This window comes from Poseidonocella sp. HB161398 (assembly GCF_005870025.1).
Classification (GTDB): domain Bacteria; phylum Pseudomonadota; class Alphaproteobacteria; order Rhodobacterales; family Rhodobacteraceae; genus Mangrovicoccus.
On sequence record NZ_VATA01000053.1, the window covers coordinates 1 to 23,972 of the forward strand.

The 23,972-nt window shown below is 68.8% G+C and carries 27 protein-coding genes and 1 pseudogene; 12 read left to right on the forward strand and 16 right to left on the reverse strand.

The genetic code is table 11. The features are described from left to right. The 5 genes and pseudogenes from FGX59_RS27750 to FGX59_RS27765 form a co-directional block, all read right to left on the reverse strand. Positions 1 to 444 (reverse strand): annotated as a pseudogene (locus FGX59_RS27750) (electron transfer flavoprotein subunit beta/FixA family protein); the annotation flags it as partial. A 231-nt stretch (positions 445 to 675) separates the two neighbouring features. Continuing rightward, entirely contained in the window at positions 676 to 1,248 is a 573-nt protein-coding gene (locus FGX59_RS27755; RefSeq protein ID WP_138470475.1) for a cob(I)yrinic acid a,c-diamide adenosyltransferase, read from the reverse strand. Further along, positions 1,248 to 1,457 carry a twin transmembrane helix small protein gene (locus FGX59_RS27760; protein WP_138470477.1) on the reverse strand — a complete coding sequence of 70 codons (210 nt, stop codon included), beginning with the start codon at positions 1,455 to 1,457 and terminating at the stop codon, positions 1,248 to 1,250. The genes FGX59_RS27755 and FGX59_RS27760 overlap by 1 nt, the downstream gene beginning before the upstream one ends. A 143-nt stretch (positions 1,458 to 1,600) precedes the next feature. After that, complete coding sequence (locus FGX59_RS39375; protein ID WP_255471648.1) at positions 1,601 to 1,726, reverse strand: hypothetical protein; 126 nt, start codon at positions 1,724 to 1,726, stop codon at positions 1,601 to 1,603. A gap of 236 nt (positions 1,727 to 1,962) precedes the next feature. Continuing rightward, on the reverse strand, positions 1,963 to 2,757 hold the full coding sequence (locus FGX59_RS27765; protein ID WP_138470479.1) for a DUF6635 family protein: 795 nt from the start codon (positions 2,755 to 2,757) through the stop codon (positions 1,963 to 1,965). A gap of 271 nt (positions 2,758 to 3,028) precedes the next feature. Between FGX59_RS27765 and FGX59_RS27770 the strand changes: the two genes are divergently transcribed. The 8 genes from FGX59_RS27770 (at position 3,029) to FGX59_RS27805 (ending at position 9,557) form a co-directional block, all read left to right on the forward strand. Continuing rightward, positions 3,029 to 3,853, forward strand: coding sequence for a transporter substrate-binding domain-containing protein (locus tag FGX59_RS27770; protein ID WP_138470481.1), 825 nt, complete (start codon positions 3,029 to 3,031; stop codon positions 3,851 to 3,853). A 72-nt stretch (positions 3,854 to 3,925) separates the two neighbouring features. Next, a complete protein-coding gene (locus FGX59_RS27775) occupies positions 3,926 to 4,570 on the forward strand; it encodes an amino acid ABC transporter permease (protein ID WP_138470483.1) in 645 nt (214 codons plus the stop codon). 76 nt (positions 4,571 to 4,646) lie between these two features. Continuing rightward, positions 4,647 to 5,306, forward strand: coding sequence for an amino acid ABC transporter permease (locus FGX59_RS27780; protein WP_138470485.1), 660 nt, complete (start codon positions 4,647 to 4,649; stop codon positions 5,304 to 5,306). Position 5,307: 1 nt separating this feature from the next. Continuing rightward, positions 5,308 to 6,096 (forward strand): amino acid ABC transporter ATP-binding protein, encoded by a 789-nt coding sequence (locus tag FGX59_RS27785; RefSeq protein ID WP_138470487.1) that lies wholly within the window; start codon positions 5,308 to 5,310, stop codon positions 6,094 to 6,096. Next, positions 6,096 to 6,824, forward strand: coding sequence for a histidine utilization repressor (gene hutC, locus FGX59_RS27790; protein WP_138470488.1), 729 nt, complete (start codon positions 6,096 to 6,098; stop codon positions 6,822 to 6,824). Before FGX59_RS27785 ends, hutC begins: the two co-directional genes overlap by 1 nt. Then, complete coding sequence (locus FGX59_RS27795; RefSeq protein ID WP_138470490.1) at positions 6,824 to 7,747, forward strand: LysR family transcriptional regulator; 924 nt, start codon at positions 6,824 to 6,826, stop codon at positions 7,745 to 7,747. Before hutC ends, FGX59_RS27795 begins: the two co-directional genes overlap by 1 nt. 51 nt (positions 7,748 to 7,798) lie before the next feature. Continuing rightward, a complete protein-coding gene (locus FGX59_RS27800; protein ID WP_138470492.1) occupies positions 7,799 to 8,521 on the forward strand; it encodes a UTRA domain-containing protein in 723 nt (240 codons plus the stop codon). Positions 8,522 to 8,615: 94 nt separating this feature from the next. After that, positions 8,616 to 9,557, forward strand: a complete 942-nt coding sequence (locus tag FGX59_RS27805) for an L-lactate dehydrogenase (RefSeq protein WP_138470494.1) — start codon at positions 8,616 to 8,618, stop codon at positions 9,555 to 9,557. Positions 9,558 to 9,564: 7 nt separating this feature from the next. Here the strand turns inward: FGX59_RS27805 and FGX59_RS27810 are convergent, their stop codons facing one another. From FGX59_RS27810 to hutI, 6 genes are all read right to left on the reverse strand, one after another. Beyond that, a complete protein-coding gene (locus FGX59_RS27810; protein WP_138470496.1) occupies positions 9,565 to 10,041 on the reverse strand; it encodes a hemerythrin domain-containing protein in 477 nt (158 codons plus the stop codon). Between the two features lie 62 nt (positions 10,042 to 10,103). Then, the gene (locus tag FGX59_RS27815; protein ID WP_171060863.1) at positions 10,104 to 10,553 is read right to left on the reverse strand and encodes a HutD family protein; all 450 of its coding nucleotides are present in this window, start codon (positions 10,551 to 10,553) and stop codon (positions 10,104 to 10,106) included. Further along, complete coding sequence (gene hutU, locus FGX59_RS27820; protein ID WP_138470500.1) at positions 10,550 to 12,244, reverse strand: urocanate hydratase; 1,695 nt, start codon at positions 12,242 to 12,244, stop codon at positions 10,550 to 10,552. The genes FGX59_RS27815 and hutU overlap by 4 nt, the downstream gene beginning before the upstream one ends. A gap of 11 nt (positions 12,245 to 12,255) precedes the next feature. Next, positions 12,256 to 13,047 (reverse strand): N-formylglutamate deformylase, encoded by a 792-nt coding sequence (hutG, locus tag FGX59_RS27825; RefSeq protein WP_138470502.1) that lies wholly within the window; start codon positions 13,045 to 13,047, stop codon positions 12,256 to 12,258. Beyond that, entirely contained in the window at positions 13,047 to 14,576 is a 1,530-nt protein-coding gene (gene hutH / locus FGX59_RS27830; RefSeq protein ID WP_138470504.1) for a histidine ammonia-lyase, read from the reverse strand. Before hutH ends, hutG begins: the two co-directional genes overlap by 1 nt. Then, positions 14,576 to 15,763: an imidazolonepropionase gene (hutI, locus tag FGX59_RS27835; protein ID WP_138470506.1), complete on the reverse strand. Its 1,188-nt coding sequence runs from the start codon at positions 15,761 to 15,763 to the stop codon at positions 14,576 to 14,578. Before hutI ends, hutH begins: the two co-directional genes overlap by 1 nt. 96 nt (positions 15,764 to 15,859) lie before the next feature. On the opposite strand from hutI, the gene FGX59_RS27840 reads away from it, so the two are divergent. The 3 genes from FGX59_RS27840 to pnp all read left to right on the forward strand — a co-directional run bounded on the left by FGX59_RS27840 (position 15,860) and on the right by pnp (position 19,993). Beyond that, a complete protein-coding gene (locus FGX59_RS27840) occupies positions 15,860 to 17,194 on the forward strand; it encodes a formimidoylglutamate deiminase (RefSeq protein ID WP_138470509.1) in 1,335 nt (444 codons plus the stop codon). 126 nt (positions 17,195 to 17,320) lie between these two features. Then, on the forward strand, positions 17,321 to 17,542 hold the full coding sequence (locus FGX59_RS27845; protein WP_240722775.1) for a DUF1127 domain-containing protein: 222 nt from the start codon (positions 17,321 to 17,323) through the stop codon (positions 17,540 to 17,542). 309 nt (positions 17,543 to 17,851) lie between these two features. After that, positions 17,852 to 19,993 carry a polyribonucleotide nucleotidyltransferase gene (gene pnp / locus FGX59_RS27850; RefSeq protein WP_138470511.1) on the forward strand — a complete coding sequence of 714 codons (2,142 nt, stop codon included), beginning with the start codon at positions 17,852 to 17,854 and terminating at the stop codon, positions 19,991 to 19,993. 94 nt (positions 19,994 to 20,087) lie between these two features. On the opposite strand, the gene rnhA is transcribed toward pnp, so the two are convergent. The 5 genes from rnhA to FGX59_RS27875 form a co-directional block, all read right to left on the reverse strand. Continuing rightward, entirely contained in the window at positions 20,088 to 20,540 is a 453-nt protein-coding gene (gene rnhA / locus FGX59_RS27855) for a ribonuclease HI (RefSeq protein WP_138470512.1), read from the reverse strand. Further along, a complete protein-coding gene (locus FGX59_RS27860; RefSeq protein WP_171060864.1) occupies positions 20,533 to 21,129 on the reverse strand; it encodes a class I SAM-dependent methyltransferase in 597 nt (198 codons plus the stop codon). The genes rnhA and FGX59_RS27860 overlap by 8 nt, the downstream gene beginning before the upstream one ends. Continuing rightward, a complete protein-coding gene (locus tag FGX59_RS27865) occupies positions 21,126 to 21,602 on the reverse strand; it encodes a DUF3429 domain-containing protein (RefSeq protein ID WP_138470517.1) in 477 nt (158 codons plus the stop codon). Before FGX59_RS27865 ends, FGX59_RS27860 begins: the two co-directional genes overlap by 4 nt. Next, positions 21,599 to 22,549, reverse strand: a complete 951-nt coding sequence (ispH, locus tag FGX59_RS27870; protein ID WP_138470519.1) for a 4-hydroxy-3-methylbut-2-enyl diphosphate reductase — start codon at positions 22,547 to 22,549, stop codon at positions 21,599 to 21,601. Before ispH ends, FGX59_RS27865 begins: the two co-directional genes overlap by 4 nt. Before the next feature lie 87 nt (positions 22,550 to 22,636). Further along, positions 22,637 to 23,215 carry an NYN domain-containing protein gene (locus FGX59_RS27875; protein WP_138470521.1) on the reverse strand — a complete coding sequence of 193 codons (579 nt, stop codon included), beginning with the start codon at positions 23,213 to 23,215 and terminating at the stop codon, positions 22,637 to 22,639. Positions 23,216 to 23,609: 394 nt separating this feature from the next. Here FGX59_RS27875 and rpoZ point away from each other — a divergent pair, with 394 nt between their 5' ends. Continuing rightward, positions 23,610 to 23,963, forward strand: a complete 354-nt coding sequence (gene rpoZ, locus FGX59_RS27880; protein WP_108262729.1) for a DNA-directed RNA polymerase subunit omega — start codon at positions 23,610 to 23,612, stop codon at positions 23,961 to 23,963. Positions 23,964 to 23,972 lie beyond the last annotated feature (9 nt).

Sequence of the window (23,972 nt, forward strand, 5' to 3'; positions counted from 1 at the left end):
CGAGGCGAAGGTCGCCTGCGACCAGCCGAGCAGCGCCGAGAGCATCTGCCCGGTGGCGTTCATGTCGTTGTCGATCGCCTGCTTGCCGGCCAGAACCAGCTGCGGCTGCTCCTCTTCGACGATCTTCGCGAGGATCTTGGCGACGGCGAGCGGCTCGATGTCCTGGTGGACGTCCTCGGCCGCCTCGACCAGGATCGCCCGGTCGGCGCCCATGGCAAGCGCGGTGCGCAGCGTCTCCTGCGCCTGCTTCACGCCGACGGAGACGGCGACGATCTCGGTGGCGACGCCCTTCTCCTTGAGCCGGATGGCTTCCTCGACGGCGATTTCGTCGAACGGGTTCATCGACATCTTGACGTTGGCGAGGTCGACACCGCTGCCATCCGCCTTCACGCGGACCTTCACGTTGTAGTCGATCACCCGCTTGACGGGCACGAGGATCTTCATCGCATAGCCTCCTGATCTGTCCTCCCCCGGGTTGGCTCCGGGGTGCGTTGGGCACGTGTTATAGAGCTGCAACGCAGAGAAACAGCGTAAATTCGTCCCAGGATGCCAACAAAACGTCACGTTCGGGCAGGCAGCGGAAAAATTCCGGAAAGGCTCCGGCAAGGTTTCGTCGGGATTGCGCTAACGGGGGCCAAGCCGCTGCCGCGGCGTGATTCCCCCATTGCGAAAGGCTCAGCGGTTGGCGCCGGGCTGCCACAGGATGTCGTCCGCCCCGTTGCCGTTCGCGGCGCGGGCGGCGACGAAGAACCAGTCCGAGAGCCGGTTGAGATATTTCAGCGCGGAGGGGTTCACCTCCTCCCCGGCGGCGAGCGCGGCGGTCAGCCGCTCGGCCCGGCGCGAGACCGTGCGGCAGAGATGCAGATGCGCGGCCAATGCGCTTCCGCCCGGCAGGATGAAAGAGCGCAGCGGCGCCAGCTCGGCATTCATCCGGTCGATTTCCGCCTCGAGCCGCGCGACCTGGGAAGGCACCATGCGCAGCGGCGGATAGTCCGCCTCGGCATCCTTCGCCATCTCCGGCCGGCAGAGATCGGCGCCGAGATCGAAGAGGTCGTTCTGGATCGCCGCCAGCTCGGAGGCCATCATCCCCTCGGCATGCAGCCGCGCCAGCCCGATCGCGGCATTGGTCTCGTCGACCGTGCCATAGGCCTCGACCCGCAGCGCATGCTTGGGCACGCGGCTGCCATTGCCGAGCGCGGTGTCCCCGCCATCTCCGGTGCGGGTGTAGATCTTGTTGAGAACGACCATCAGTGCCCGATGCCTCCCCTGACTGCGACGAAAAGGAGGATCAGGAGCACGGCCACGGCCTGGGCTGCCAGCCGGTAGCGCATCAGCCGGTTGCCGTGCTTGCGGTTGAACTCGCCCCCGCGCGAGAACCCGCCGATGCCGATCATCAGGATCACGACAACGGCCAGGCAGGCGGCGGCGGCAAGCAGGAACAGCGGATCATGGGCCATCGGAACCTCCCGGATATGCCTCCCGGCTTAGCGGCTGCGGGGCCGAAAGCGAATGGCAAACTGCCCCGGAACGGAAAAAGGCGGGCCATCTGCCCGCCTTTCCTCTGGTGCCTGCGCCTCGGCGGCGCGGCAAGTCCGGTGCCTCAAGCGGCAGCGGCGCGCTTCTGGCGGTAGTTCAGCTCGCGCATCAGCGCTTTCGCGGCAAGGGTCATCCCGGAGTTGTTGAGCTCTTCGATGCGGCGTTCGAGCTCTTCGTCGGTCATGGGCATGGGTGTCTCCTTTTTCTTGCGTGCGCCAGGCAAAGGCAAAAACGCTCTCCGGGCCTGGCTGGCGCCTGCCGGGGAACGGGTCTGGCCTGACTGATTTGTAACCGGAGGCAGCGCATGCGCGCCGATATCGCCCCGGCGACCGTCAAGCCCGGCTAGCGCGCTCGAACAGGTCTGTGTGGCGCCTATATAGGGTCTGAGTCGCCGGTCTGGCAACCCCTGTGACCTTTTTTGTCCGCTCAGCCGGTCCAGAACCGCTTCAGGTTGAGGGCCATGTCGGCCAGATCTCCCGCCCTGGCCATGCCGTGTTCGGGCGTCGGCAGGTTGCGTCCGGGCATCGAGAGCACGGCGACCAGACGGCGGAGCCGCCAGCGGTGGATGCCGAAAAGCGCCTGCAGCGGATCGGTGACCAGCCCGGCGAAGGTGGAGACCAGCGCGAAGAGTGTCAGGAGCCCGACCGCGCAGAGGGCGATGAGCTGCGGATCGGGGCGGGCGGGGAAGACCCCGTACCACCAGGCCCCGGCCATGCCGCCGAGCGGGAAGGCGGCGATGGCGGCGGATTGCGCGATCACCCCGGCGATCAGCGGCGAGAGCGAAATCACTCCCGGCGTCAGGGTCTTGAAGGCCGCGCCGGTGCCGATTGCCCCGGCCGTCGCGGTCATCTCGCCGGTCGCGGCGCGCACTTCGGCATAGCTGCGCAGCGCGGTCTCCTCGGGCAGCAGGCCCAGCGGCGCGAGCAGCTCGTCGCGCAGCCGCCGGTCGATCTCGCGCGACAGCGCGGTGGGGAAGGCTAGGCGCAGCCGTCCCAGCCGGCTGCCCGCGCGCTTCATCCCGATCCTGTGCAGGAGCCAGATCACCACCCGCACAAGGAAGGCCAGCCCGGCCAGCAGCACATTGGCCGGCGCGCGCAGCAGATCCCAGCCGAGCGCATGGCGGTGCAGCGACAGCGTCCCGCGCAGGCTGAAATTGCGGCGGATGAAGGCGCGGATCTGCGCCTCGGCTTCCGGAGGAAGAGGAGAGTCGGCTCTGGACATGGCGGATATGCTAGCACGGCATCGCGGCGCGGGCAGGGCGATCCCGCGCGATGGCGGAAATTTGAGTGGCGCGGAATTGGGCCGGGCGGAAAAAAGCCGATGAATTTTAGGGCATTCGTCCGGGAAACAAGCGCGGGGAAATTTGCCCTATGTCGCCTTCCATGAATTGTATAAACAAAAGGGAGGGCCGGTCGGGCCTCCCGTGCAAGCGGGGCGCCGCGGCCGCTGGACAAGCGAGATGCCCCGCGGGGGGCGCACAGGGAGCAAGGACATGCGTAAACAGATTTTCGCGGCTCTGGCCGGGGCGGCCATGGCGCTCGGTTCCGCGGTCGCGGCGCAGGCCGAGGACGCGCTGGAGCGGGTCATGGCGGCAGGCGTCCTGAAGGTCGGCACCGAGACCGCCTTCGCGCCGTTCGACTATATTGACGCGGGCACCCATACCGGCCTGAATGTCGATGTCTTCGCCGAGATCGCCAAGGACATGGGCGTGAAGCTGGAATGGATCACCCTCGACTGGACCGGCGTGCTGCCGGGTCTCGAAGCGGGCCGGTTCGACGTCGTCGCGGGCCCGGCGACCATCACCAAGGACCGCATGGCGCGCTACCGCTTCTCCTCGCCGATCGCCGAGGCGACCGTCGCGCTGCTGGCCTGCGCGAAATGCGAGATCGAGACCCCCGAGGACATCGCGGGCAAGCCGGTGGGCTCCGGCACCGGCACCGCGCAGCTGGCGCAGCTGCAGGCCTTTGCCGAGACGCTGCCGACTCCGCCCTCCGACATCAAGGAATACGTGTCCTTCAACGAGTCCTATGCCGACCTGGCGGCCGGGCGGATCGAGGCCGTGGCAAACTCCCTGCCGAACATCGCCTTCGTCGCCAGCCAGCGCCCCGAGGTCTTCAAGGTTGTGAAGCCGGCCTTCGGCACCCCGACCTATTTCGGCTATCCGGGCCGGATCGAGCCGGAATACGCCTCGCTGATGGACAAGATCGACGAGATCCTGCTGGCGATGCGCGCTGACGGACGCATGGAGGCCCTGCAGGAGAAGTGGTTCGGCACCACCTTCGACATGCCCGAATACGTGACCGAGCCGAATATCTGATCTCCAGCAGCGGCGCGGCAGGGCTTTCCTTCTCTCCTCCCTGCCGCGCCGCGAATTGACGGTGCCGCGCCCATGACCTGGACCCTGTTCGAGCTGCTGCTGCAAGCGTCGCTGATGACGATCTTCGTCAGCGTGACCTCCATCTTCCTCGGCCTCGCCTTCGCCATCGGCCTGTCGGCGATGCGGATGTCGGGGGCGGCGCCGCTGGTGTGGTTCGCGCGGATCTTCATCTCCTTCTTCCGGGGCGTGCCGCTCCTGGTGCAGCTCCTGCTGATCTTCAACCTTCTGCCGGCCATCGGGCTGAGCCTGTCGAGCCTGACGACCGCGCTGATCGGCCTGTCGCTGTGCACTGCGGCCTACCAGGCCGAGAACCTCCGCGGCGGCTTCGAGGGCGTGCCGCGCGGGCTGATCGAGTCGGCCGAGATGGCCGGGCTCTCGCCCGTCCAGAGCTTCATCTGGATCCGCACGCCGATCGCGCTGCGCCTGACCTTCCCGGCGCTGGTGAACGAGGCGATCCTGATCCTGAAATCCTCCTCGCTGGTCTCCGTCGTGGGGCTGATCGAGCTGACCAAGATGGCGCAGAACCTCGCCGCCTCGACCTACATGCCGCTGCCGATCTTCGCCTCTGCCGGGCTGATCTACCTGGCGATCAACTGGATCGTCGCGATCGCCGGGCGCCGCGCCGAGATCGCCCTGCCGGGACTGCCGGCCAAATGAGGACCGCAGGCATGACCCGGCCTTCCGCCGTGGCGCCCGCCGGGCGCTTCCCCGACCTTTCCGCATGTGACCGCCCATGAGCTTCGATTTCGCCGTCATCCTCGCCAAGGGCCCGCAGATCCTCGCCGGGCTCGGCGTCACCATCCTGATCTGGATCGTCGGCACGCTCTTCGGCGCGGTGCTGGGCTTCCTCGTCGCGACCGCGCGCCGCTATGGCGGCCGGCTGGCCGACCTGGCGCTCTCGGTGCCGGTCGAGGTGCTGCGCGGCACGCCCTTCCTGGTGCAGATCTTCCTGCTGTATTTCGGCGGCCCGTATATCGGCCTCCGGCTCGACCCGATCGCGGCGGGCCTGCTCGGCCTCTCGGTCTATGGCGCCGCCTATTACGCCGAGATCTTCCGCGCGGGCTTCCAGTCGGTGCCGCCGGGCCATTCCGAGGCGGCCGATTGCGTCGGCCTGACCCGGCTGCAGACCATCCTGCATGTCCAGCTGCCCGAGATGGCGCTGCTGGTGCTGCCGCCGTCGATGAACATGGCGGTGATCCTGCTGAAGGAGACCGCGCTCCTGTCGCTGATCACCGTCCCCGAGATGACCATGACCGTGCAGGCCATCGGCTCGCAGCAATATGCCTTCGTCGAGTCGATCGTCGTGCTGGCGCTGGTCTACTGGGCGCTCGTGGAACTCGCCAACTTCCTGGGCCGCCTCGCCGAGCGCCGCCTCTCAACCTATAGTGCCTGACATGACCCAGCCTGCCATTTCCGTCCGCAACGTGTCGAAACGCTTCGGCGAAACGCTGGTGCTGAAGGACATCAACCTCGAGGTGCCGCGCGGCCAGGTGTCCTGCCTGATCGGCCCTTCGGGCTCCGGCAAGTCGACGCTCCTGCGCTGCATGGCCTTCCTCGAGGAGGCGAGCGCGGGGATGATCGAGATCGAGGGCGAGCCGCTGGGCTTCTCCGAGAAGGACGGCAAGCGCCGCCGCCAGACCCCGGGCGAGCTGAGGAAAACCCGCTCGAAGATCGGCATGGTGTTCCAGCAGTTCAATCTCTGGCCGCACATGACCGCGCTCGGCAATGTCTCGATGGCGCTGCGCCGGGTGCGCAGGCTCAGCCGCAAGGAGGCCGAGGAGCGCGCGATGGCGCAGCTCGTCAAGGTCGGGCTCGAGGCCCGCGCCGGGCACTATCCCAGCCAGCTCTCGGGCGGCCAGCAACAGCGCGTCGCCATCGCCCGCGCGCTGGCGCTGGAGCCGACGATCATGCTCTTCGACGAGCCGACCTCGGCGCTCGATCCCGAGCTGACCGGCGAGGTGCTGAACGTGATGCGGGCGCTGGCCTCCGAGGGGATGACCATGGTCGTCGTCACCCACGAGATCGGCTTCGCTGCCTCGGTCGGCAACAATGTCTGCTTCCTCGACCACGGGCAGCTCCTGTTCCACGACACGCCGGAAACCGTCTTCGCCGCGCCGCGCCACCCGCGGCTGGAGCAGTTCCTCGACACCTACCTGGACCGCGGGGCGCAGATGCTGCGGTGATGGACCAGGCCCCCGAAGCTCCGAAGTCGCTGCACGACACCATCCTCGGCGATATCGAGTCGAAGATCCTGTCCGGGGAATGGCCGCCGGGGCACCAGGTGCCCTCCGAGCTGGAGCTCAGCGACAGCTACGGCTGCTCGCGGATGACCGTGAACAAGGTGATGACCCAGCTCGCCCAGGCCGGGCTGATCCTGCGCCGCCGCCGGGTCGGTTCGGTGGTGCTGCCGCAGAAGACCCAGCTTTCGGTGCTGGAGATCCACGACGTGCGCGACGATGTCGAGGCGATGGGCGGCAGCTACCGCCACGAGATCCTCGCCCGCGCCTACCGGCCGGTGACCGGGGCCGAAGCGCTGCGCCATGCCGTCCCCGAAGCGGCGCGGGTGCTCGACGTGCTCTGCCTGCACCGCTCCGACGGGCGGCCCTTCTCGCTGGAGGAGCGGCTGATCTTCCTCGACTGCGTGCCCGAGGCCGAGGCGGAGCCCTTCACCGACGCGCCGCCGGGCATCTGGCTGCTCGACCACGTGCCCTGGAGCGCCGCCGAGAACGAGATCTCGGCCGTGGCGGCCGACGCGGACGAGGCCGCGCGGCTGGAGATCGCGCAGGGCGCGCCCTGCCTGGCGATCTCGCGGCGCACCTGGAAGCAGGGCGAGCCGGTGACTGCCGTGCGCTTCCTCTATCCCGGGCAGCTCCACCGGCTGACGGCGCGCTTCACCCCCTCGACGGCCTGATGTCCCGCCTGCCGCTCTTCCGCGCCATGGAAGCCTTCGAGGCGGTCGGGCGGACGGGCAGCGTCGCGGCGGCCGCGGCCGAGCTGTCGGTCAGCCCCGGCGCGGTCAGCCAGCAGCTCAAGCGGCTGGAGGCGCATCTGGGCGTCCAGCTCGTCGAGCGCCGCGGCCGCGGCCTGGCCCTGACCGGCTGGGGGCGGCTCTACCTGGCGGAGCTGAGCCGCGGGATGGAGATCCTTTCCGGCGCCGGACAGCTCTTGGCCGCGGCGCGCGAGGATGCGCCGCTGGTGGTCTCGGGCCTGCCGACGCCGACTGCGAAATGGCTGGGCAGGACGCTCTATGATTGGGCACGCGAGGCGCCGGAGCTGCCGGTGCGTCTAATTGCCAGCGAGGAGGAGCCGGGCGAGGACGAGCCGCTGCTGCGCATGGTCTTCGGCGCCGCGCCGCGCCATGGCCGCCATGCCGAGCTGTTCACCGATCTCGCCGTCCCGGCCTGCGCGCCGGAGCTGGCCGAGGGGCTGGAGCGGCCGGAGGATCTGTTCCGCCTCCCGGTGCTCGACATCGCCTGGGGCCCGCGCTTCGCCCCGCTCGGCACGCCGGGATGGCGCAGCTGGGCCGCCCTGCATGGCGTCGTGCTGCCCCCCGGGCTGCAGCCGGTGCTGAGCTTCGCGCTGACCGCGACGGCCATCGACGCCGCCGCGGCCGGGCGCGGCGTGGTGCTGGGCCAGCTCTCGATGATGGAGGAGGAGCTCGCTTCCGGGCGGCTGGTGATCCCCTTCCGCCTGCCGCTCCAGGTCGCGGCGCCCTACCGGCTGAGCTGGGGCACTGCGGCGCTCGGCCGGCCGGGCGCGGCGCGGCTGCGCGACTGGCTGATCGCCCGCGGCCGCCGCCAGCAGGCGCGTCTGGACAGCTGGGCCGGTGTTTGATCTGGTTCCAGGGGCATCCGTCCCGGACGGATCGCGCAGCACGGAGACGACATGACCACCCAGAAACGACAGACGCGCCACGAGAGCATCACCGAAGAGCTGCGCGGGCGCATCGTGTCGGGGGAGTGGCGGCCGGGGCACCAGCTGCCGGTGGAGACCGATCTGGCCGTCGCCTTCGGCGTGTCGCGCATGACCATGAACAAGGTGCTGACCCGGCTGAGCCAGGAAGGATTCCTGATCCGCCGCAAGAAGCGCGGCACCTATGTCGCCCAGCCGCGCCGCCAGTCGGCGGTGATGGAGATCGCCGATATCGAGGAGGAGATCCGCGCCCTCGGCCAGAAGCACGGCTTCGAGCTGCTGCAGCGCGAGGAGCGCGGGCTCTGCCCGGCCGATGCCGCCATTGTCGGGGCGCCGGAGGGCTCGGACGTGATCTGGCTCGAGGGGCTGCACCGCGCCGACGGCCAGCCCTTCTGCCTGGAGGACCGGCTGGTCAATCCCGGCCGCGCGCCGGGCATCCTCGACCAGGACTTCTCGCGGCACTCGCCCGGCGGCTGGCTGTTGCACACCATCCCCTGGAGCCAGGCCCGCCACCATGTCCGCGCGATCAATGCCGGGCCGGAGCTGGCGCAGAAGCTGGAGCTGACCCCGGGCGAGGCCTGCCTGGAGATCCTCCGCCTGACCCGGATCGAGGGCGACTGGGTGACCTGGGTGCGGCTCAGCTATCCCGGCCATCTCCACCAGCTCGTCGCCGAGTTCGGCCCGCATGGCGGCTGAGCGCGGCTGATCCCGCCGCCGCGCGGGCTTGCCGCAGCCGGAGCGGCGGCTGGTAGCGGTATCATCGCCCGGTATCCGCCAGGGAGGACAAGCGATGAAACTCGGCATCATCGGAGCGGGCGCGGTCGGCGCCACCGCCGCCTACGCGATCGCGCTGCAGGGCCAGGTGCGGGAGATCGTGCTGGTCGACCGCAACGCCGCGCTGGCCCGCGCCCATGCAGAGGACATCTCGCATGCCATGCCCTTCGGCTCGGCCACCCAGGTCCGGGCGGGGACGGCGGCGGATCTGGCGGGGGCGGGGATCGTGATCGTCGCCGCCGGGGTGGGGCAGAAGCCGGGCGAGTCGCGGCTCGACCTCCTGGCGCGCAATGCCGAGGTGTTCCGCGCGGTGCTGGGCGAGTGCATGGCGGCGGCGCCCGACGCGCTCTTGCTCATCGCCTCGAACCCGGTCGACGTGATGACCGGCATCACCCAGCGGCTGACCGGCCTGCCGCCGGGGCGGGTGATCGGCTCGGGCACGGTTCTGGACACCGCGCGGTTCCGCGACCTGCTGGCGCGCCATCTGGGGCTCTCGCCGCGCTCGGTCCATGCCTATGTGCTGGGCGAGCATGGCGACAGCGAGGTGCTGGCCTGGTCCTCGGCGCGGGTCGGCTCGCTGACCCTCGACGCCGCCGCCGATCAGCTCGGCCGCCCTCTGACCGACGCGGTGCGCGCCGGAATCGACGAGGCGGTGCGCCGCGCCGCCTACCGGATCATCGAGGGCAAGGGCGCCACCTGGTTCGGCATCGGCGGCGGGCTGGCGCGGCTGGTCGAGGCGCTTGCCGATGACGACCACTCGGTGCAGTCGGTCTCGGTAATGACGCCTTCGGTCGCGGGCGTCTCCGGCGTGCCGCTGTCGCTGCCGCGGGTGCTGGGCGCGCAGGGCGTGCTGTCAGAGCTGGTGCCCATGCTCTCGGAGGCCGAGACCGAGGCGCTGGCGCAGAGCGCGCGGCTGCTCAAGGACACGCTCGAGGCGGTGCCGCTCGCCCCGCTCTGAGCCCGGCTCAGTCGGCCAGGTGGTCCTCGCGCTTCTCGGCGACGAGCCCTTCTTCCTTCTCCTTGCGGGCCAGGAAGTCGCGGCCGAACCGGTCGTCATGCTCGCGTCCGATCACCTCGCGGGCGCGGGCGAAGACCTCGTCCTCCTCTTCCTCCATGTGATGCTCGTAATCGTGCTTCAGCGTCTTGAACCGGGCCAGCCAGCCGGGCGAGGACATGTCCATCCCGTTCAGCTCTTCGAGGATCTCGTCCATCTCGGCATGTTCCTGCACCGAATGGCGCGCCGCATCCTGTCCCCAGGTCTTCGACATCAGCCTGGAATAGAAGGTCTCCTCCTCGGCGGCCGAATGGGACTTGATGTCCTTGTAGAAGGCGGCCCAGGCCTCGCGGCGCTCGGCGGTGTCGCCCGAGGTTCCGGCGATGGTGTCCAGCAGCTTGCGGTGGGTGTCGTGATCGGCGGTGATGGCATCGTAGATCGAGGTCATGTCGCTCTCCGTTCTGGCTGTCGCCGCGCCAACGTGCCGGGAGGCGCCCGGGTTCCGGGGCCTCAGCCGTAGAGCCCGATCCCGAGCGCCGGGCCGGAGGCGGTCTCCGCCAGGTCCAGCGTCTCGAGGCAGAGCGCGCCTTGCCAGCTCGCCCCGGGCGGCAGCGCGCCGCGCGAGACCTCGGCGCGGAAGGGCGGGCGGCACATCAGGTTCAGCACCGTCATCGGCCCGCCGGCCAGCTCGGCATGGACCTCCGCCGCGCCGTCGAAGCGCAGCGGCGCGATGCCGGGACGGGCGAGGACCTCTCGCCCGTCGATCACCAGCCGCACGGGACCGCCCGCGACCGGGGTGAAGAGCCGCTCCACCCCCGGAAAGGCCGAGAACGGGCCCGAGCGCGCGATCTCCGCCAGGCTGATCCGCCACAGGAAGCTGTCGAGCCCGGCCCCTTGCGGGAAGCTGGCGAGCGTCCGCGTCCGCCCGCCGCCGTTCTTCCAGGGCTCCCAGCCGCTCACCCGAGGATCCGCGGCAGGCGCAGGCCGTTGGCGCGGGCGCAGTCGATCGCCTCCGGATAGCCCGCATCCGCGTGGCGCCAGACGCCCGAGGCCGGGTCGTTCCACAGCACCCGCTCCAGACGCTTGGCGGCCTCGGGCGTGCCATCGGCGCAGATCACCACGCCGGCATGCTGCGAAAATCCCATGCCGACCCCGCCGCCATGGTGCAGCGACACCCAGGTCGCCCCCGAGGCGGTGTTGACCAGCGCGTTCAGCAAAGGCCAGTCCGACACGGCGTCCGAGCCGTCGCGCATCGCCTCGGTCTCGCGGTTCGGCGAGGCCACGGAGCCGGAATCCAGATGGTCGCGGCCGATCACCACCGGCGCCTTCAGCTCGCCCGAGGCGACCATCTCGTTGAATTTCAGCCCCGCCCGGTGCCGGTCGCCCAGCCCGATCCAGCAGATCCGCGCCGGCAGGCCCTGGAAGGCGATCCGCTCGCGCGCCATGTCCAGCCAGCGGTGCAGCCCCTCGTTCTCGGGGAAGAGCTCCTTCATCGCCTGGTCGGTCTTGTAGATGTCCTCCGGGTCCCCCGAAAGCGCCGCCCAGCGGAACGGGCCGATGCCCTTGCAGAAGAGCGGGCGGATATAGGCGGGCACGAAACCGGGGAAGGCGAAGGCGTTCTCCAGCCCCTCTTCCTTGGCCATCTGGCGGATGTTGTTGCCGTAATCCAGCGTCGGCACGCCGGCATTCCAGAAGCCGACCATCGCCGCGACATGCGCCTTCATCGACTGTTTCGCCGCTTTCGCCACTGCCTCTGGCTCGGATTCCTGGCGGGCGCGCCATTCGGCGACGGACCAGCCCGCGGGCAGGTAGCCGCGGAACGGGTCATGCGCCGAGGTCTGGTCGGTGACGATGTCCGGCCGCCCGTTCGGCAGCGGCTCGCCCGCCTCCATCCGGCGCAGGATCTCGGGGAAGACATCGGCCGCGTTGCCGATCAGCGCGACGGATTTCGCCTCGCCCGCTTGGGTCCAGCGCTCGATCATCGCCAGCGCCTCGTCGAGATCGCGGGTCTTCTCGTCGCAATAGCGGGTGCGGATGCGGAAATCGGCGCGGGTCTCGTCGCATTCGACCGCCAGGCAGCAGGCCCCGGCCATGACCGCGGCCAAGGGCTGCGCGCCGCCCATGCCGCCGAGGCCGCCGGTCAGGATCCACTTGCCCTTCAGGTCGCCGCCGTAATGCTGCCGCCCGGCCTCGGCGAAGGTCTCGTAGGTGCCCTGCACGATGCCCTGCGCGCCGATATAGATCCAGGACCCGGCCGTCATCTGGCCGTACATCATCAGGCCCTTGCGATCGAGCTCGTTGAAATGCTCCCAGGTGGCCCATTCCGGCACCAGGTTCGAGTTGGCGATCAGCACGCGCGGCGCGTCGGCATGGGTGCGGATGATGGCGATCGGCTTGCCCGACTGGACGATCAGCGTCTCGTCCGCCTCCAGGTCCTTCAGGCTTTCCACGATCGTGTCGAAATCGTCCCAGGTCCGGGCCGCGCGGCCGATGCCGCCATAGACGACCAGCTCGTGCGGCTTCTCGGCCACGTCCGGATGGAGGTTGTTCATCAGCATCCGGAGCGGCGCCTCGGTCAGCCAGGACTTGGCGTTCAGCTCGGTGCCGGTGGGCGGGAAGACGTCGCGGATATTGTGGCGGGGATTGGTCATCGGATGTCCTTTCAGCGCGCGAGAGACGGCGCGAGGTCGATCAGGTCTTGCAGAATGTCCTTGAGCGTGGCGCGGAGGCGCTCGGCCTTCTGTGCGTCGAGGCCGAAGGGCGGGTCCTCGGACGCCAGATGGGAGGACTGCGCCAGCTCCATCTGCACGGCGTGGAGGCCCTCGCCGGGGCGGCCGTAATGCCGCGTGGTCCAGCCGCCCTTGAAGCGGCCATTTGTGATCACAGTCCGCCCGGACGCGTCGCAGCGCGCGCGGACCGCGGCCGTGATGCGCGGATCGCAGGTCTCGCCCATGTTGTCGCCGATGTTGAAATCCGGCAGCACGCCCTCGAAGAGCCAGGGGATGACCGAGCGGATCGAGTGGCAGTCATAGAGGATCGCGACGCCGTGGATCGCCTTCACCCGCTGCAGCTCGGCCTCGAGCGCGGCGTGATAGGCGGCATGCCAGGTGTCGCGGCGTTCGGCGATCTCGGCCTCGCCGGGCGCGGTCTCCCAGATCGGCGCATTGTCGAAGGTGGTCGTGGGCACCAGCGTCGTCGTGGTCTGGCCGGGATAGAGGCTGACCCCCGCCGGATCGCGGTTGGCGTCGATCACGTAGCGGTGGAAATTCGCCTGCACCGCGGTCACGCCCGGCACCAGGTCGCGGTAGAGGGACTCGATATGCCAGTCGGTGTCGCGCAGCAGCCGGCCTTCGCCGTTCATCTGCGCGCGGATCGCGTCGGGCACATGGGTGCCGGTATGGGGAAAGCCGAGGACCAGCGGGCTATCGCCCCGGGTGACGGTGACGGGATGCATCAGAACACCTCCGGCAGGGCCAGCCCGCAGGCATCGACCAGGACGGCATCGGCGATCAGGCGGCCGGCGGCGTCCAGATCGGGCGCCATGAAGCGGTCTGGGCCGAGCTCGGGCACCTCGTCCCGCAGGGCTGTGATCACATTTGCCAGCGCGGGCGAGGTGGCCAGAGGCGCGCGGAAGGCGATGCCCTGCGCGCTGGTCATCGCCTCGACCCCGAGGATCCAGTTGAGGTTCTCGGTCATCTGCAAAAGCCGCCGCGCGCCGTGGCAGGCCATCGAGACATGGTCTTCCTGGTTGGCGGAGGTCGGGGTGGAGTCCACGCTGGCCGGATGCGACAGCTGCTTGTTCTCGCTCATCAGCGCGGCAGTCGTCACTTCGGCGATCATCAGGCCGGAATTCAGCCCCGGCGCCGGTGTCAGGAAGCCCGGCAGGCCGTAATTCAGCGCCGGATCGACCAGCATGGCGATGCGCCGCTGGGAGATGGCGCCGATCTCGGCCACGGCCAGCGCGATCTGGTCGGCGGCGAAGGCCACCGGCTCGGCATGGAAGTTCCCGCCCGAGACCACCGAGCCGTCGGACAGCACCAGCGGATTGTCGGTGGCGGCATTGGCCTCGATCTCCAGCGTGACCGAGACCTGGCGCAGCAGGTCGAGGCAGGCGCCGGTGACCTGCGGATGGCAGCGCAGGCAGTAGGGATCCTGCACCCGCTCGTCATCCTCGCGGTGGCTTTCGCGGATCTCGGACCCATCGAGCAGCGCACGCAAGCTGGCGGCGACGTCGATCTGCCCCTGATGGCCGCGCAGCGCGTGGATTTCCGGCCGGGTCGGCGCGGTGGAGCCCATCGCCGCATCGGTCGACATCGCGCCTGTGATCACAGCCGCCTGCACGGCGCGGGTGGCGCGGAAGAGCCCGGCCAGCGCCAGCGCGGTCGAGACCTGCGTGCCGTTGATCAGCGCCAGCCCCTCCTTGGCGGTCAGCACCACCGGGGCAAGCCCGGCGCGGCTCAGCGCCTCGGCCCCGGCCATCCGCTCGCCATCGAGAAAGGCCTCGCCCTCGCCGATCATCACGGCGGCCATATGCGCCAGCGGCGCGAGGTCGCCAGAGGCGCCGACGGAGCCCTTCTCGGGGATCACCGGCAGGACGCCCGCCCAGAGCATGCCCTCGAGGAGCCGCACCAGCTCCAGCCGGACGCCGGAGGCGCCGCGGCCGAGCGACATCAGCTTCAGCGTCAGGATCAGCCGGACGATCGCCGGGGCCAGCGGCTGGCCGACGCCGCAGCAATGGCTGAGGATCAGGTTGCGCTGCAGGGTCTCGACATCCTCCGCGGCGATGCGGATCGAGGCGAGCTTGCCGAAGCCGGTATTGATCCCGTAGACTGGGTCCTTGCCCGCGGCGACCTGCGCGATGCGCGCCGCGGCGGCCTCGATGGCGGGCAGGGCGGCCGGATCCAGCGTCGCGGCAGTGCCCGACCAGTAGATATCGGCCAGGGTCTTCAGATCGACCCTGCCGGGGGTGAGCGTGACGGCCATCAGACGAGTTCTCCCTTGAAGACCCGCGCTTTCAGCGGGTTGAAGCCGATGCGGTTGGCGATCTGGGCGACGCTTTCCGCGCGCCAGAGCGCGAAATCGGCCGAGGCGCCTTTTGTGATCACACCCGTTTCGCCGGCGAGGCCGAGCGCCTGGGCGGCGTTGCGGGTGGTGGCGGCGAAGCATTCGCGCACCGTCATCCGGTAGAGCGTCGCGCCCATGTTCATGGTCATCAGCAGCGAAGTCATCGGCGAGGTGCCGGGGTTGCAGTCGGTGGCCAGCGCCATCTTCACCCCGGCCTCGCGGAAGGCCTGCACCGGCGGAACCTGTTCCTCGCGCAGCATGTAGTAGGCGCCGGGCAGCAGCACCGCGACCGAGCCGGCCGCGGCCATGGCGGCGGCGTCCTCCTGCGTGGCGTATTCCAGATGGTCGACCGACAGCGCGCCATGCCCGGCGGCGAAGGCGGTGCCGCCCTGATGGGTCAGCTGCTCGGCATGGAGCTTGACCGGAAGGCCCAGCTCGGCGGCGCGGGCGAAGAGCGGCTCCAGCTCGGCGGCCGAGAAGGCGATGCCCTCGCAGAACCCGTCCACCGCATCGGCCAGGCCTTCGGCATGGGCCTGCTCCAGCCCGGGAATGGCGACTTCGGCAATATAGTCGGCGCCGCGGCCCTTGTATTCGGGCGGCAGCGCATGGGCGGCAAGCCAGCTTGTGATCACACGCACCGGACGCAGCTCGGCCAGCCGCCGCGCGGCGCGCAGCATGTTCAGCTCGGCCTCGATCTCCAGCCCGTAGCCCGACTTGATCTCGACGGTGGAGACGCCTTCGGCCAGCAGGTGGTCGAGCCGGGGCAGAGCGGTCTCGACCAGCGCCTCGACCGGCAGCGCCCGCGTGGCGCGCATGGTGGAGGCGATGCCGCCGCCTGCCCGCGCGATCTCCTCGTAGGAGGCGCCGTCGAGCCGCATTTCCCATTCGAAGGCGCGGTCGCCGCCATGGACCAGATGGGTATGGCAGTCGACCAGCCCCGGCGTCAGCAGCGCGCCGCCGCAATCCGTCACCTCGGCGCCGTCGCGCGGCAGGCCGGTCCCGACCTCCAGAACGCGGCCCGACTCGGTCAGGATCTCCAGCTCTTCGGGGTCCAGGCTGTCCGAAAGCCCTGTGATCACACGGGCATTAGTCCAAATTCTGCGCATCGCGTCCGTTCCGGCTTTCCCTGTTGTCTGCAAAAGTATATACATATCGAAAGGCGGGCAGGAAAGCCCCTGCGGACCGACAGGCGGAGACAGAGCATGAAAATCATCGCGGAGCGGGCGCTTCTGCCCGATGGATGGGCGGAAAACGTGGCGGTGGTGCTGGAGGGCGCGCGGATCGCCTCGGTCGCGCCGGGCGCGGGCGGCGAGGGGCAGCGCGTCGCCTGCCTGATTCCGGGCATGGCCAACCTGCACAGCCATGCGTTCCAGCGCGGCTTTTCCGGGCTGACCGAGGCGCGCGGGCCGGGGCGGGACAGCTTCTGGACCTGGCGCGAGATGATGTACCGCTTTGCCCTGTCGCTCGACCCGGACGAGGCGCAGGCGATCGCCGCCATGGCGCAGGTCGAGATGCTGGAGGCGGGCTATACCCGCGCGGGCGAGTTCCACTACCTGCATCACGCCCCGGACGGGCAGGCCTATGACGACCCGGCCGAGATGTCGGCGCGGATCTTCGCCGCCGCCGCGGAGACTGGCATCGCGCTGACCCATCTTCCGGTCTTCTATGCCCATGGCGGCTTCGGCCCCGCCCCGGCGGTCGAGGGGCAGCGGCGCTTCCTGCATGGCCGCGACGCCTTTCTGCGGCTGGTCGAGGCCTGCGACGGGATGCGCCGCGACGGCGATGTGGTGGGCTATGCGCCGCATTCGCTGCGCGCGGCCACGGCGGAGGATCTGCATGCCCTGGCGGCGGCCCTGCCGGACCGGCCCGTGCATATCCATGTCGCCGAGCAGGTGAAGGAGGTCGAGGACTGCCTCGCCTTCTCGGGCCGCCGCCCGGTGGAGTACCTGATGGGCGAGGTGGAGATCGGCCCGCGCTGGTGCCTGATCCATGCCACCCACCTGATCGCGGCGGAGACCCGGGCGCTGGCGGAAAGCGGCGCAGTGGCGGGGCTCTGCCCGGTGACCGAGGCCAATCTGGGCGACGGCATTTTCCCGGGCCCGGACTTCCTGGCGGCGGGCGGGCGCTTCGGCATCGGCACGGATTCGAATGTCCGCATCGATCTGGCCGAAGAGCTGCGCGTGCTGGAATACGGCCAGCGCCTGATCCGCCGCGAGCGCAACGCGCTGGCCACGGCGCCGGGGTCGACCGGGGCGCAGCTTTTCGCCGGGGCGCTGGCGGGCGGGGCGCAGGCGCTCGGCGGCGAGGCACCGGGCATCGCGGCGGGCGCCGCGGCCGATCTGGTGGGGCTCGGCGATCCGCTGGGGCTGGGGGTGTCGGGCGACCAGATGCTCGATCGCTGGATCTTCGGGCGCGAGGTCGCGGTGGCCGATGTCTGGGCGCGGGGGCGCCATGTGGTCGCCGGCGGCGCCCATCTGGCCCGGGAGGCGGTCGCGGCCCGGTACGCAAAGGTCGTGAACCGGGTTCTGGCGCGATAGAATCTTGCGCCCATGCGTATGCTGCAACGCGGCACTGCCGGCTTGGAGGTGGTTGCAAACCGCGCCTTGGCCTAAGTTGGGTGGCAAGGGAGGAACCCCGATAGTTGCAAACTCACGGAGTTCCAGATGGCACACGCAGCAACGATTTCTCACCGCCCCGGTCTTTTCGCGGGCATCGCAAGCTTCTTCGCAGCCTTCGGCCGCGGCCTGGTGTGGATGGCAGAAGCCAATCCGCGCTTCAAGGAACTGGAGCGTCTCCAGCGCATGTCCGACGAAGAGCTCGACGCCCGCGGCCTGCGCCGCGAGAAGCTGGTCGAGCATGTCTTCCGCAACAGCGCCTGCATCTGAGCCGGGCCGCTGACGACATAGCGGGAACGCGCGCTGCGTTCCCGCCGCCACCCGGCGCCCGCGGCTGAAAAGCCCGGGCGCCGGTTGCGTTCCGGGCCCCGGCGGCCCGCCGCCGCCCCGCGCGCCGAGGGGCGGCGTTAACACCTTTTGGCTTTCCGCGAAGGCCGTTCTCCTGTATTGCAGCGCAATCTGAGACGTGACGCAAAGACCCCGGCGTTGTGGGAAGATGACAGGGGTCGGCGGCAATGGGGCCGCCATACATGAAACGGGATCGATAGGAGGGCCTATGGATTCCAGACAGGATAGCCGATGTTCAACGAAGTGAAGAAATCGATCCAGTGGGGCGAGGAGACGCTCACGCTGGAAACGGGCAAGGTCGCCCGTCAGGCGGACGGCACCGTCATCGCCACCCTGGGCGAAACCAGCGTGATGGCGAACGTGACCTTCGCGAAGGCCGCGAAGGAAGGGCAGGACTTCTTCCCGCTCACCGTGCACTACCAGGAAAAATACTACGCAGCAGGCAAGATCCCCGGCGGGTTCTTCAAGCGCGAAGCGCGTCCCTCCGAGAAGGAGACGCTGACCGCGCGGCTGATCGACCGTCCGATGCGCCCGCTTTTCGTCCCGGGGTTCAAGCACGAAGTGCTCGTGATGTGCACCGTCCTGAGCCATGACCTGGTCAACGACCCCGATATCGTCGCGATGATCGCGGCCTCGGCGGCGCTGACGATTTCGGGCGTGCCGTTCATGGGCCCGGTCGGCGCAGCGCGCGTCGGCTTCGTCGATGGCGAATACGTGCTGAACCCGGCCGTGGACGACATGGACCACCTGCGCACCAAGCCGGACCAGCGTCTGGACCTGGTCGTCGCCGGCACCAAGAAAGCCGTGATGATGGTCGAGTCCGAAGCCTACGAGCTTTCGGAAGCCGAGATGCTGGGCGCCGTGAAATTCGGCCATGACGCCATGCAGCCGGTGATCGACGCGATCATCTCGCTGGCCGAGGACGCCGCGAAAGAGCCCTTCGACTTCCAGGCGCCGGACTATTCCGATCTCTACGCCGCCGTGAAGGCCGCGGGCGAGACCCAGATGCGCGCCGCCTTCGCGATCAAGGACAAGCAGGAGCGCACCGCCGCGATCTCCGCTGCCCGCGACGCGATCAAGGCCGCGCTGACCGAAGAGCAGCTGGCCGACGCCAATCTCGGCTCCGCCTTCAAGAAGCTCGAATCCTCGATCCTGCGCGGCGACATCATCGCCGGCGGCGCCCGGATCGACGGCCGCGACCGCTCCACGGTCCGCCCGATCGTCTCCGAGGTCGGCATCCTGCCCCGGACCCACGGGTCCGCGCTGTTCACCCGCGGCGAGACCCAGGGCCTGGTCGTGACCACGCTGGGCACCGGCGAGGACGAGCAGATCATCGACGCGCTGCACGGCAATTCGCGCTCGAACTTCCTGCTGCACTACAACTTCCCGCCGTATTCCGTCGGCGAAGTGGGCCGCGTCGGTTCCCCGGGCCGCCGCGAGATCGGCCATGGCAAGCTGGCCTGGCGCGCGCTGCAGGCCGTCCTGCCGGCCGCGACCGACTTCCCCTACACGATCCGCGTGGTCTCCGAGATCACCGAGTCGAACGGCTCCTCCTCGATGGCCTCCGTCTGCGGCGGCTCGCTGTCGATGATGGATGCGGGCGTTCCGCTGAAGGCGCCGGTGGCCGGCGTCGCCATGGGCCTGATCCTCGAGGATGACGGCCAGTTCGCCGTTCTCACCGACATCCTGGGCGACGAGGACCACCTCGGCGACATGGACTTCAAGGTCGCGGGCACGGCAGACGGCATCACCTCGCTGCAGATGGACATCAAGGTCGCGGGCATCACCCCCGAGATCATGGAGCAGGCCCTCGCCCAGGCGAAGGACGGCCGGATGCACATCCTCGGCGAAATGGGCAAGGCGCTGTCGGAAGGCCGCCAGGAATTCTCGGCCCATGCCCCGCGCATCGAGACCATGCAGATCCCGACCGACAAGATCCGCGAAGTGATCGGCTCGGGCGGCAAGGTGATCCGCGAGATCGTGGAAACCTCCGGCGCCAAGGTCGACATCAACGACGACGGCGTGATCAAGATCGCCTCCGCCAATGGCGAGGCCATCCAGAAGGCCTATGACATGATCTACTCGATCGTGGCAGAGCCGGAAGAGGGCAAGGTCTACAAGGGCAAGGTCGTGAAGATCGTCGATTTCGGCGCCTTCGTGAACTTCTTCGGCAAGCGCGACGGCCTGGTGCATGTCTCCCAGATCGAGAACCGCCGCCTGAACCACCCGTCCGACGTCCTGAAAGAGGGCCAGGAAGTCTGGGTCAAGCTGCTGGGCTTCGACGACCGCGGCAAGGTGCGCCTCGCGATGAAGATGGTCGACCAGGCCACCGGCGAAGAGCTGGCCAAGGAAAAGGCCGACGCCGAGGAGTGATCTCCGGCCTCAGCCACAAGACCCGCGGGACCCCGGCCTTGAGCCGGGGTCTCTTCGTTTCCGGCCCCCGCAACGGCCGGTCAGGGCGGGAAAGTCAGGGCTTGAACGGCTTCATCCCGGCCCGGGCCAGCGCATCGGCGCGCTCGTTCTCGGGATGTCCGGCATGGCCCTTCACCCAGTCCCAGGTGACGTCATGGCGCTGCCGTGCCGTGTCGAGCCGCTGCCACAGGTCGACATTCTTGACCGGTGCCTTCGAGGCCGTCTTCCAGCCCTTGCGCTTCCAGCCTTCGATCCACTGGGTGATGCCGTTCTTCACATAGGCGCTGTCGGTGACGACAGTCAGCTTGCTCGGACGGCTCAGCGCCTCCAGCGCCGAGATCGCCGCCAGGAGCTCCATGCGGTTGTTGGTGGTCTCCGCCTCGCCGCCATTGAGCTCGCGCTCCTTGACCACCGCATCGCCGTCGCGGGCGATCAGGATCGCCCCCCAGCCGCCCGGTCCGGGATTTCCGCTGCAGGCACCGTCGGTATAGGCAAAGAGGTCAGGCATGGGCTGTCACGATCGCGAAATTGGAGAGGGTGCCGTCAAACCCCTCATCCGCGCCGGTGTCAATCTCCAGCCCGGAAAACCCGCTGTCGCGGAGCAGATCGGCCAGCGCCTTCTCGGTGACATAGGCATAGCGCCGCCCGAGGCTGTCGCGCGCCGTGCCCGTCCCGGTCTTCATCGCGATCAGGAAGGGCGCGCCGGGCGCCAGGGCGGCATGGATATCGGCAATATGGCCGGGCAGGGCCGCCGCCTCGGCATGGAGCAGGCTGAAATGCGCCCAGATCCCGTCGAACCGGCCGAGCTCCGCGATGGCGGAGAACCCGGCGACGGTCACATCGAGCCCGTAGCGCCGCTTCGCCTCGGCGGCCATGCCCGAAGAGGCGTCGAGTGGCAGGGGCAGGAAGCCGCGCTCGCGCATCCGCGCGGCGGCATGGCCGGGCCCGCAGCCCAGATCGAGCACGCGGCCGCCGGGGCGCACACGGTCGAGGAAGGCCTCCAGCCGCGGAAACGGCCGCGTGCCGCCGAAGCGCTCGGCATAGTCGCGCGCCTGCGCGTCATAAAGGGCGAGGGTGCGGGCGTCGGCCCCCGTCACGCCAGCAGCCCGGCGGTCAGGCAGGCGACGGCGGGCAGGGTCAGCAGGTTGCGCAGCCGCATCCACCAGGGCGGGGTCAGCCCCTGGCGGTCGAAGAGCATGTCGAGCCCGAGCTGCAGCACGAAGCCCGCGATCAGCACCACGGCCGCGCGCTCGGCACCGCCGCCGACGAAGAGGAAGGCCCAGAGCGCGGGCAGGGCGCTGAGCGCCAGGCCGGTATTGCGCCAGGGCCCGGCGCTGCGCGAGGCAAAGCCCCAGAGCGCGCCCGAGAGGAAGCAGAGGATCACCGTGCCGTAGGAGACCTGCAGGTGCAGCCCGACGAAGCGCGGCCCCAGCACGTCCAGCCCGAAATCGAAGAGCGCGGGCGAGAGCCCGGTCAGCAGCCCCCAGAGGAAGGGGGCAAGTCCGGCCAGGCCCAGCCAGAGCGCCAGGGGCGGGATCTGGTCGAACCTGGTGCCGTAGGTGTCCTTCATGCAGGCTCCCGCAGCACCCTCGGGATCTTGAACTCCACCGTCTCGGTGGCGGTCTCCACCCCTTCGAGGGTCACGTCGTAGCGCGCGCGGAAGGCGTCTACGACCTCGTTGACCAGCACTTCGGGCGCCGAGGCGCCGGCGGTGATGCCGATCGCGCGGGCGCCTTCGATCGCGCGCCAGTCGATCTGGTCCGCGCCCTCGACCAGCTGCGAATAGCTGCAGCCCGCGCGGCGCGCGACATCGACCAGCCGCTTGGAATTCGACGAATTCGGCGCGCCGACGACCAGCAGCGCATCGACCTTGGGCGCCACCGCCTTCACCGCCTCCTGGCGGTTGGTGGTGGCGTAGCAGATGTCTTCCTTGTGCGGCCCGATGATCGCCGGGAAGCGCGCGCGCAGCGCGGCGACGATATCGACCGTGTCATCGACCGAGAGCGTCGTCTGGGTGACGAAGGCCAGCCGCTCGGGATCGCGCGGCGCGACCCCGGCCACATCGGCGACGGTCTGCACCAGCAGCACCTCGCCCTCGGGGAGCTGGCCCATCGTGCCGATCGTCTCGGGATGGCCCTCATGGCCGATCATGATGATCTGCAGGCCTTCCTCGGCATGGCGCTCGGCCTCGATATGGACCTTGCTGACCAGCGGGCAGGTGGCGTCGACATAGAGCATCTGCCGCTTGGCGGCGGCGGCGGGCACGGATTTCGGCACGCCATGGGCGGAGAACACCACCGGGCGGTCGTCGGGGCATTCGTCGAGCTCTTCGACGAAGACGGCGCCCTTGGCGCGCAGCCCGTCGACGACATAGCGGTTATGGACGATCTCGTGGCGGACATAGACCGGCGCGCCCCATTTCTCGAGCGCCTGCTCGACGATCTTGATGGCGCGGTCGACGCCGGCGCAGAATCCGCGCGGCGCAGCGAGGTAGAGTTTGAGGGGCGGCGTCTGCATGGGGTTTCCGGTCACTGGCTCATGGCATCACTGACCGGAACATAGGCCGGGGCCGCGGACTTGTCACCAGCCCGCGGCCCTGGCTGTTCAGGCTTCGGAGCTTTCCGAGACAGTCGCATTGTCGGAAGGCCGGGCGTCCCGCGGCGGACGTCCGATAACGTCGCGCAGTTCGTCGAGTTCGATGAAGTTGTCCGCCTGGCGACGCAGGTCGTCGGAGATCATCGGTGGCTGTGACCGGATCGTCGAAACCACCGACACGCGCTTCCCCTTGCGCTGCAGGGCCTCGATCAGCGGCTTGAAGTCGCCGTCACCGGAAAACAGGACCACATGGTCCACATAGGGGGCCAGCTCGAGGGCATCGACCGTCAGCTCGATGTCCATGTTGCCCTTCACCTTGCGGCGGCCCTGGCTGTCGATGTATTCCTTCGCCGCCTTGGTGACCATCGTGAAGCCGTTGTAGTGCAGCCAGTCGACAAGGGGGCGGATCGGCGAATACTCGTCGTTTTCCAGGAGCGCAGTATAATAGAATGCACGCAGGAGTTTCCCCCGTCGCATGAATTCCTGCCGCAGCAGTTTGTAGTCGATGTCGAACCCCAGCGCTTTGGCGGCGGCATACAAGTTCGAACCATCTATGAACAGCGCGAGCCGTTCGTCTCTATAAAACATTCAAGTCCCTTCCCAAATGTGTCGCCTGAGCTGTTGCTGGAAGCGTCAGGCCAACGCTGCAAACTTAGTGAAAAGCAAGCTTGCCGCAACCGGATTTGACATTCCGCCGCGTTCGCCCAGGGCGGCAATAAAATACCCCGTAATAAAAATGATAGTCCAGAGGGAGCTTATTTCCCAGCGAGAATTTGCGCATGACTGCGATAGGTCCCAATAATGCATTAAAATCAAGTGAACACCAATCTGCCTTGCGTGCAAGGGACGCAGAGCCTGCACCCTGGGCGGGAGGTAAAATTGCGACGGGAGGTAAAATCGGCGTGTCACCCGCAGCCTTGTGATCCGGACAGAACCTCCTTATAAGGCATGCTTCCCTAAACGAGGATCAAGGACGAATCACATGGCTCGAGTCACTGTCGAAGACTGCGTGGACAAAGTGCCGAACCGGTTCGAACTGGTGATGCTCGCCGCCCACCGGGCGCGGGAGCTCAGCAGCGGATCGCCGCTGACCGTCGATCGCGACAACGACAAGAACCCGGTCGTCTCGCTGCGCGAGATCGCCGAGGAAACGCAGAGCGCCGAGGAGCTCCGCGAGCGGATGATCGCGAGCCACCAGACCCAGATCGAGGTGGACGAGCCGGAGGACGACGCGATGTCGCTGCTCATGGGCGTCGAGAACGACAAGCCCGATGACGACGACATGACCGACGAGAAGCTCCTGCGCGCATTGATGGAAGCCCAATCTGAGCGATAACCTGGTCAG

What these genes read in the sequence shown, in the direction of transcription:
- FGX59_RS27755 (WP_138470475.1), bottom strand. Translation starts at nt 1,248, where the DNA reads ATGGTCGTTCTCAACAAGATCTACACCCGCACCGGAGATGGCGGGGAC.
- FGX59_RS27760 (WP_138470477.1), bottom strand. Translation starts at nt 1,457, where the DNA reads ATGGCCCATGATCCGCTGTTCCTGCTTGCCGCCGCCGCCTGCCTGGCC.
- FGX59_RS39375 (WP_255471648.1), bottom strand. Translation starts at nt 1,726, where the DNA reads ATGCCCATGACCGACGAAGAGCTCGAACGCCGCATCGAAGAGCTCAAC.
- FGX59_RS27765 (WP_138470479.1), bottom strand. Translation starts at nt 2,757, where the DNA reads ATGTCCAGAGCCGACTCTCCTCTTCCTCCGGAAGCCGAGGCGCAGATC.
- FGX59_RS27770 (WP_138470481.1), top strand. Translation starts at nt 3,029, where the DNA reads ATGCGTAAACAGATTTTCGCGGCTCTGGCCGGGGCGGCCATGGCGCTC.
- FGX59_RS27775 (WP_138470483.1), top strand. Translation starts at nt 3,926, where the DNA reads ATGACCTGGACCCTGTTCGAGCTGCTGCTGCAAGCGTCGCTGATGACG.
- FGX59_RS27780 (WP_138470485.1), top strand. Translation starts at nt 4,647, where the DNA reads ATGAGCTTCGATTTCGCCGTCATCCTCGCCAAGGGCCCGCAGATCCTC.
- FGX59_RS27785 (WP_138470487.1), top strand. Translation starts at nt 5,308, where the DNA reads ATGACCCAGCCTGCCATTTCCGTCCGCAACGTGTCGAAACGCTTCGGC.
- hutC (WP_138470488.1), top strand. Translation starts at nt 6,096, where the DNA reads ATGGACCAGGCCCCCGAAGCTCCGAAGTCGCTGCACGACACCATCCTC.
- FGX59_RS27795 (WP_138470490.1), top strand. Translation starts at nt 6,824, where the DNA reads ATGTCCCGCCTGCCGCTCTTCCGCGCCATGGAAGCCTTCGAGGCGGTC.
- FGX59_RS27800 (WP_138470492.1), top strand. Translation starts at nt 7,799, where the DNA reads ATGACCACCCAGAAACGACAGACGCGCCACGAGAGCATCACCGAAGAG.
- FGX59_RS27805 (WP_138470494.1), top strand. Translation starts at nt 8,616, where the DNA reads ATGAAACTCGGCATCATCGGAGCGGGCGCGGTCGGCGCCACCGCCGCC.
- FGX59_RS27810 (WP_138470496.1), bottom strand. Translation starts at nt 10,041, where the DNA reads ATGACCTCGATCTACGATGCCATCACCGCCGATCACGACACCCACCGC.
- hutU (WP_138470500.1), bottom strand. Translation starts at nt 12,244, where the DNA reads ATGACCAATCCCCGCCACAATATCCGCGACGTCTTCCCGCCCACCGGC.
- hutG (WP_138470502.1), bottom strand. Translation starts at nt 13,047, where the DNA reads ATGCATCCCGTCACCGTCACCCGGGGCGATAGCCCGCTGGTCCTCGGC.
- hutH (WP_138470504.1), bottom strand. Translation starts at nt 14,576, where the DNA reads ATGGCCGTCACGCTCACCCCCGGCAGGGTCGATCTGAAGACCCTGGCC.
- hutI (WP_138470506.1), bottom strand. Translation starts at nt 15,763, where the DNA reads ATGCGCAGAATTTGGACTAATGCCCGTGTGATCACAGGGCTTTCGGAC.
- FGX59_RS27840 (WP_138470509.1), top strand. Translation starts at nt 15,860, where the DNA reads ATGAAAATCATCGCGGAGCGGGCGCTTCTGCCCGATGGATGGGCGGAA.
- FGX59_RS27845 (WP_240722775.1), top strand. Translation starts at nt 17,321, where the DNA reads ATGGCACACGCAGCAACGATTTCTCACCGCCCCGGTCTTTTCGCGGGC.
- pnp (WP_138470511.1), top strand. Translation starts at nt 17,852, where the DNA reads ATGTTCAACGAAGTGAAGAAATCGATCCAGTGGGGCGAGGAGACGCTC.
- rnhA (WP_138470512.1), bottom strand. Translation starts at nt 20,540, where the DNA reads ATGCCTGACCTCTTTGCCTATACCGACGGTGCCTGCAGCGGAAATCCC.
- FGX59_RS27865 (WP_138470517.1), bottom strand. Translation starts at nt 21,602, where the DNA reads ATGAAGGACACCTACGGCACCAGGTTCGACCAGATCCCGCCCCTGGCG.
- ispH (WP_138470519.1), bottom strand. Translation starts at nt 22,549, where the DNA reads ATGCAGACGCCGCCCCTCAAACTCTACCTCGCTGCGCCGCGCGGATTC.
- FGX59_RS27875 (WP_138470521.1), bottom strand. Translation starts at nt 23,215, where the DNA reads ATGTTTTATAGAGACGAACGGCTCGCGCTGTTCATAGATGGTTCGAAC.
- rpoZ (WP_108262729.1), top strand. Translation starts at nt 23,610, where the DNA reads ATGGCTCGAGTCACTGTCGAAGACTGCGTGGACAAAGTGCCGAACCGG.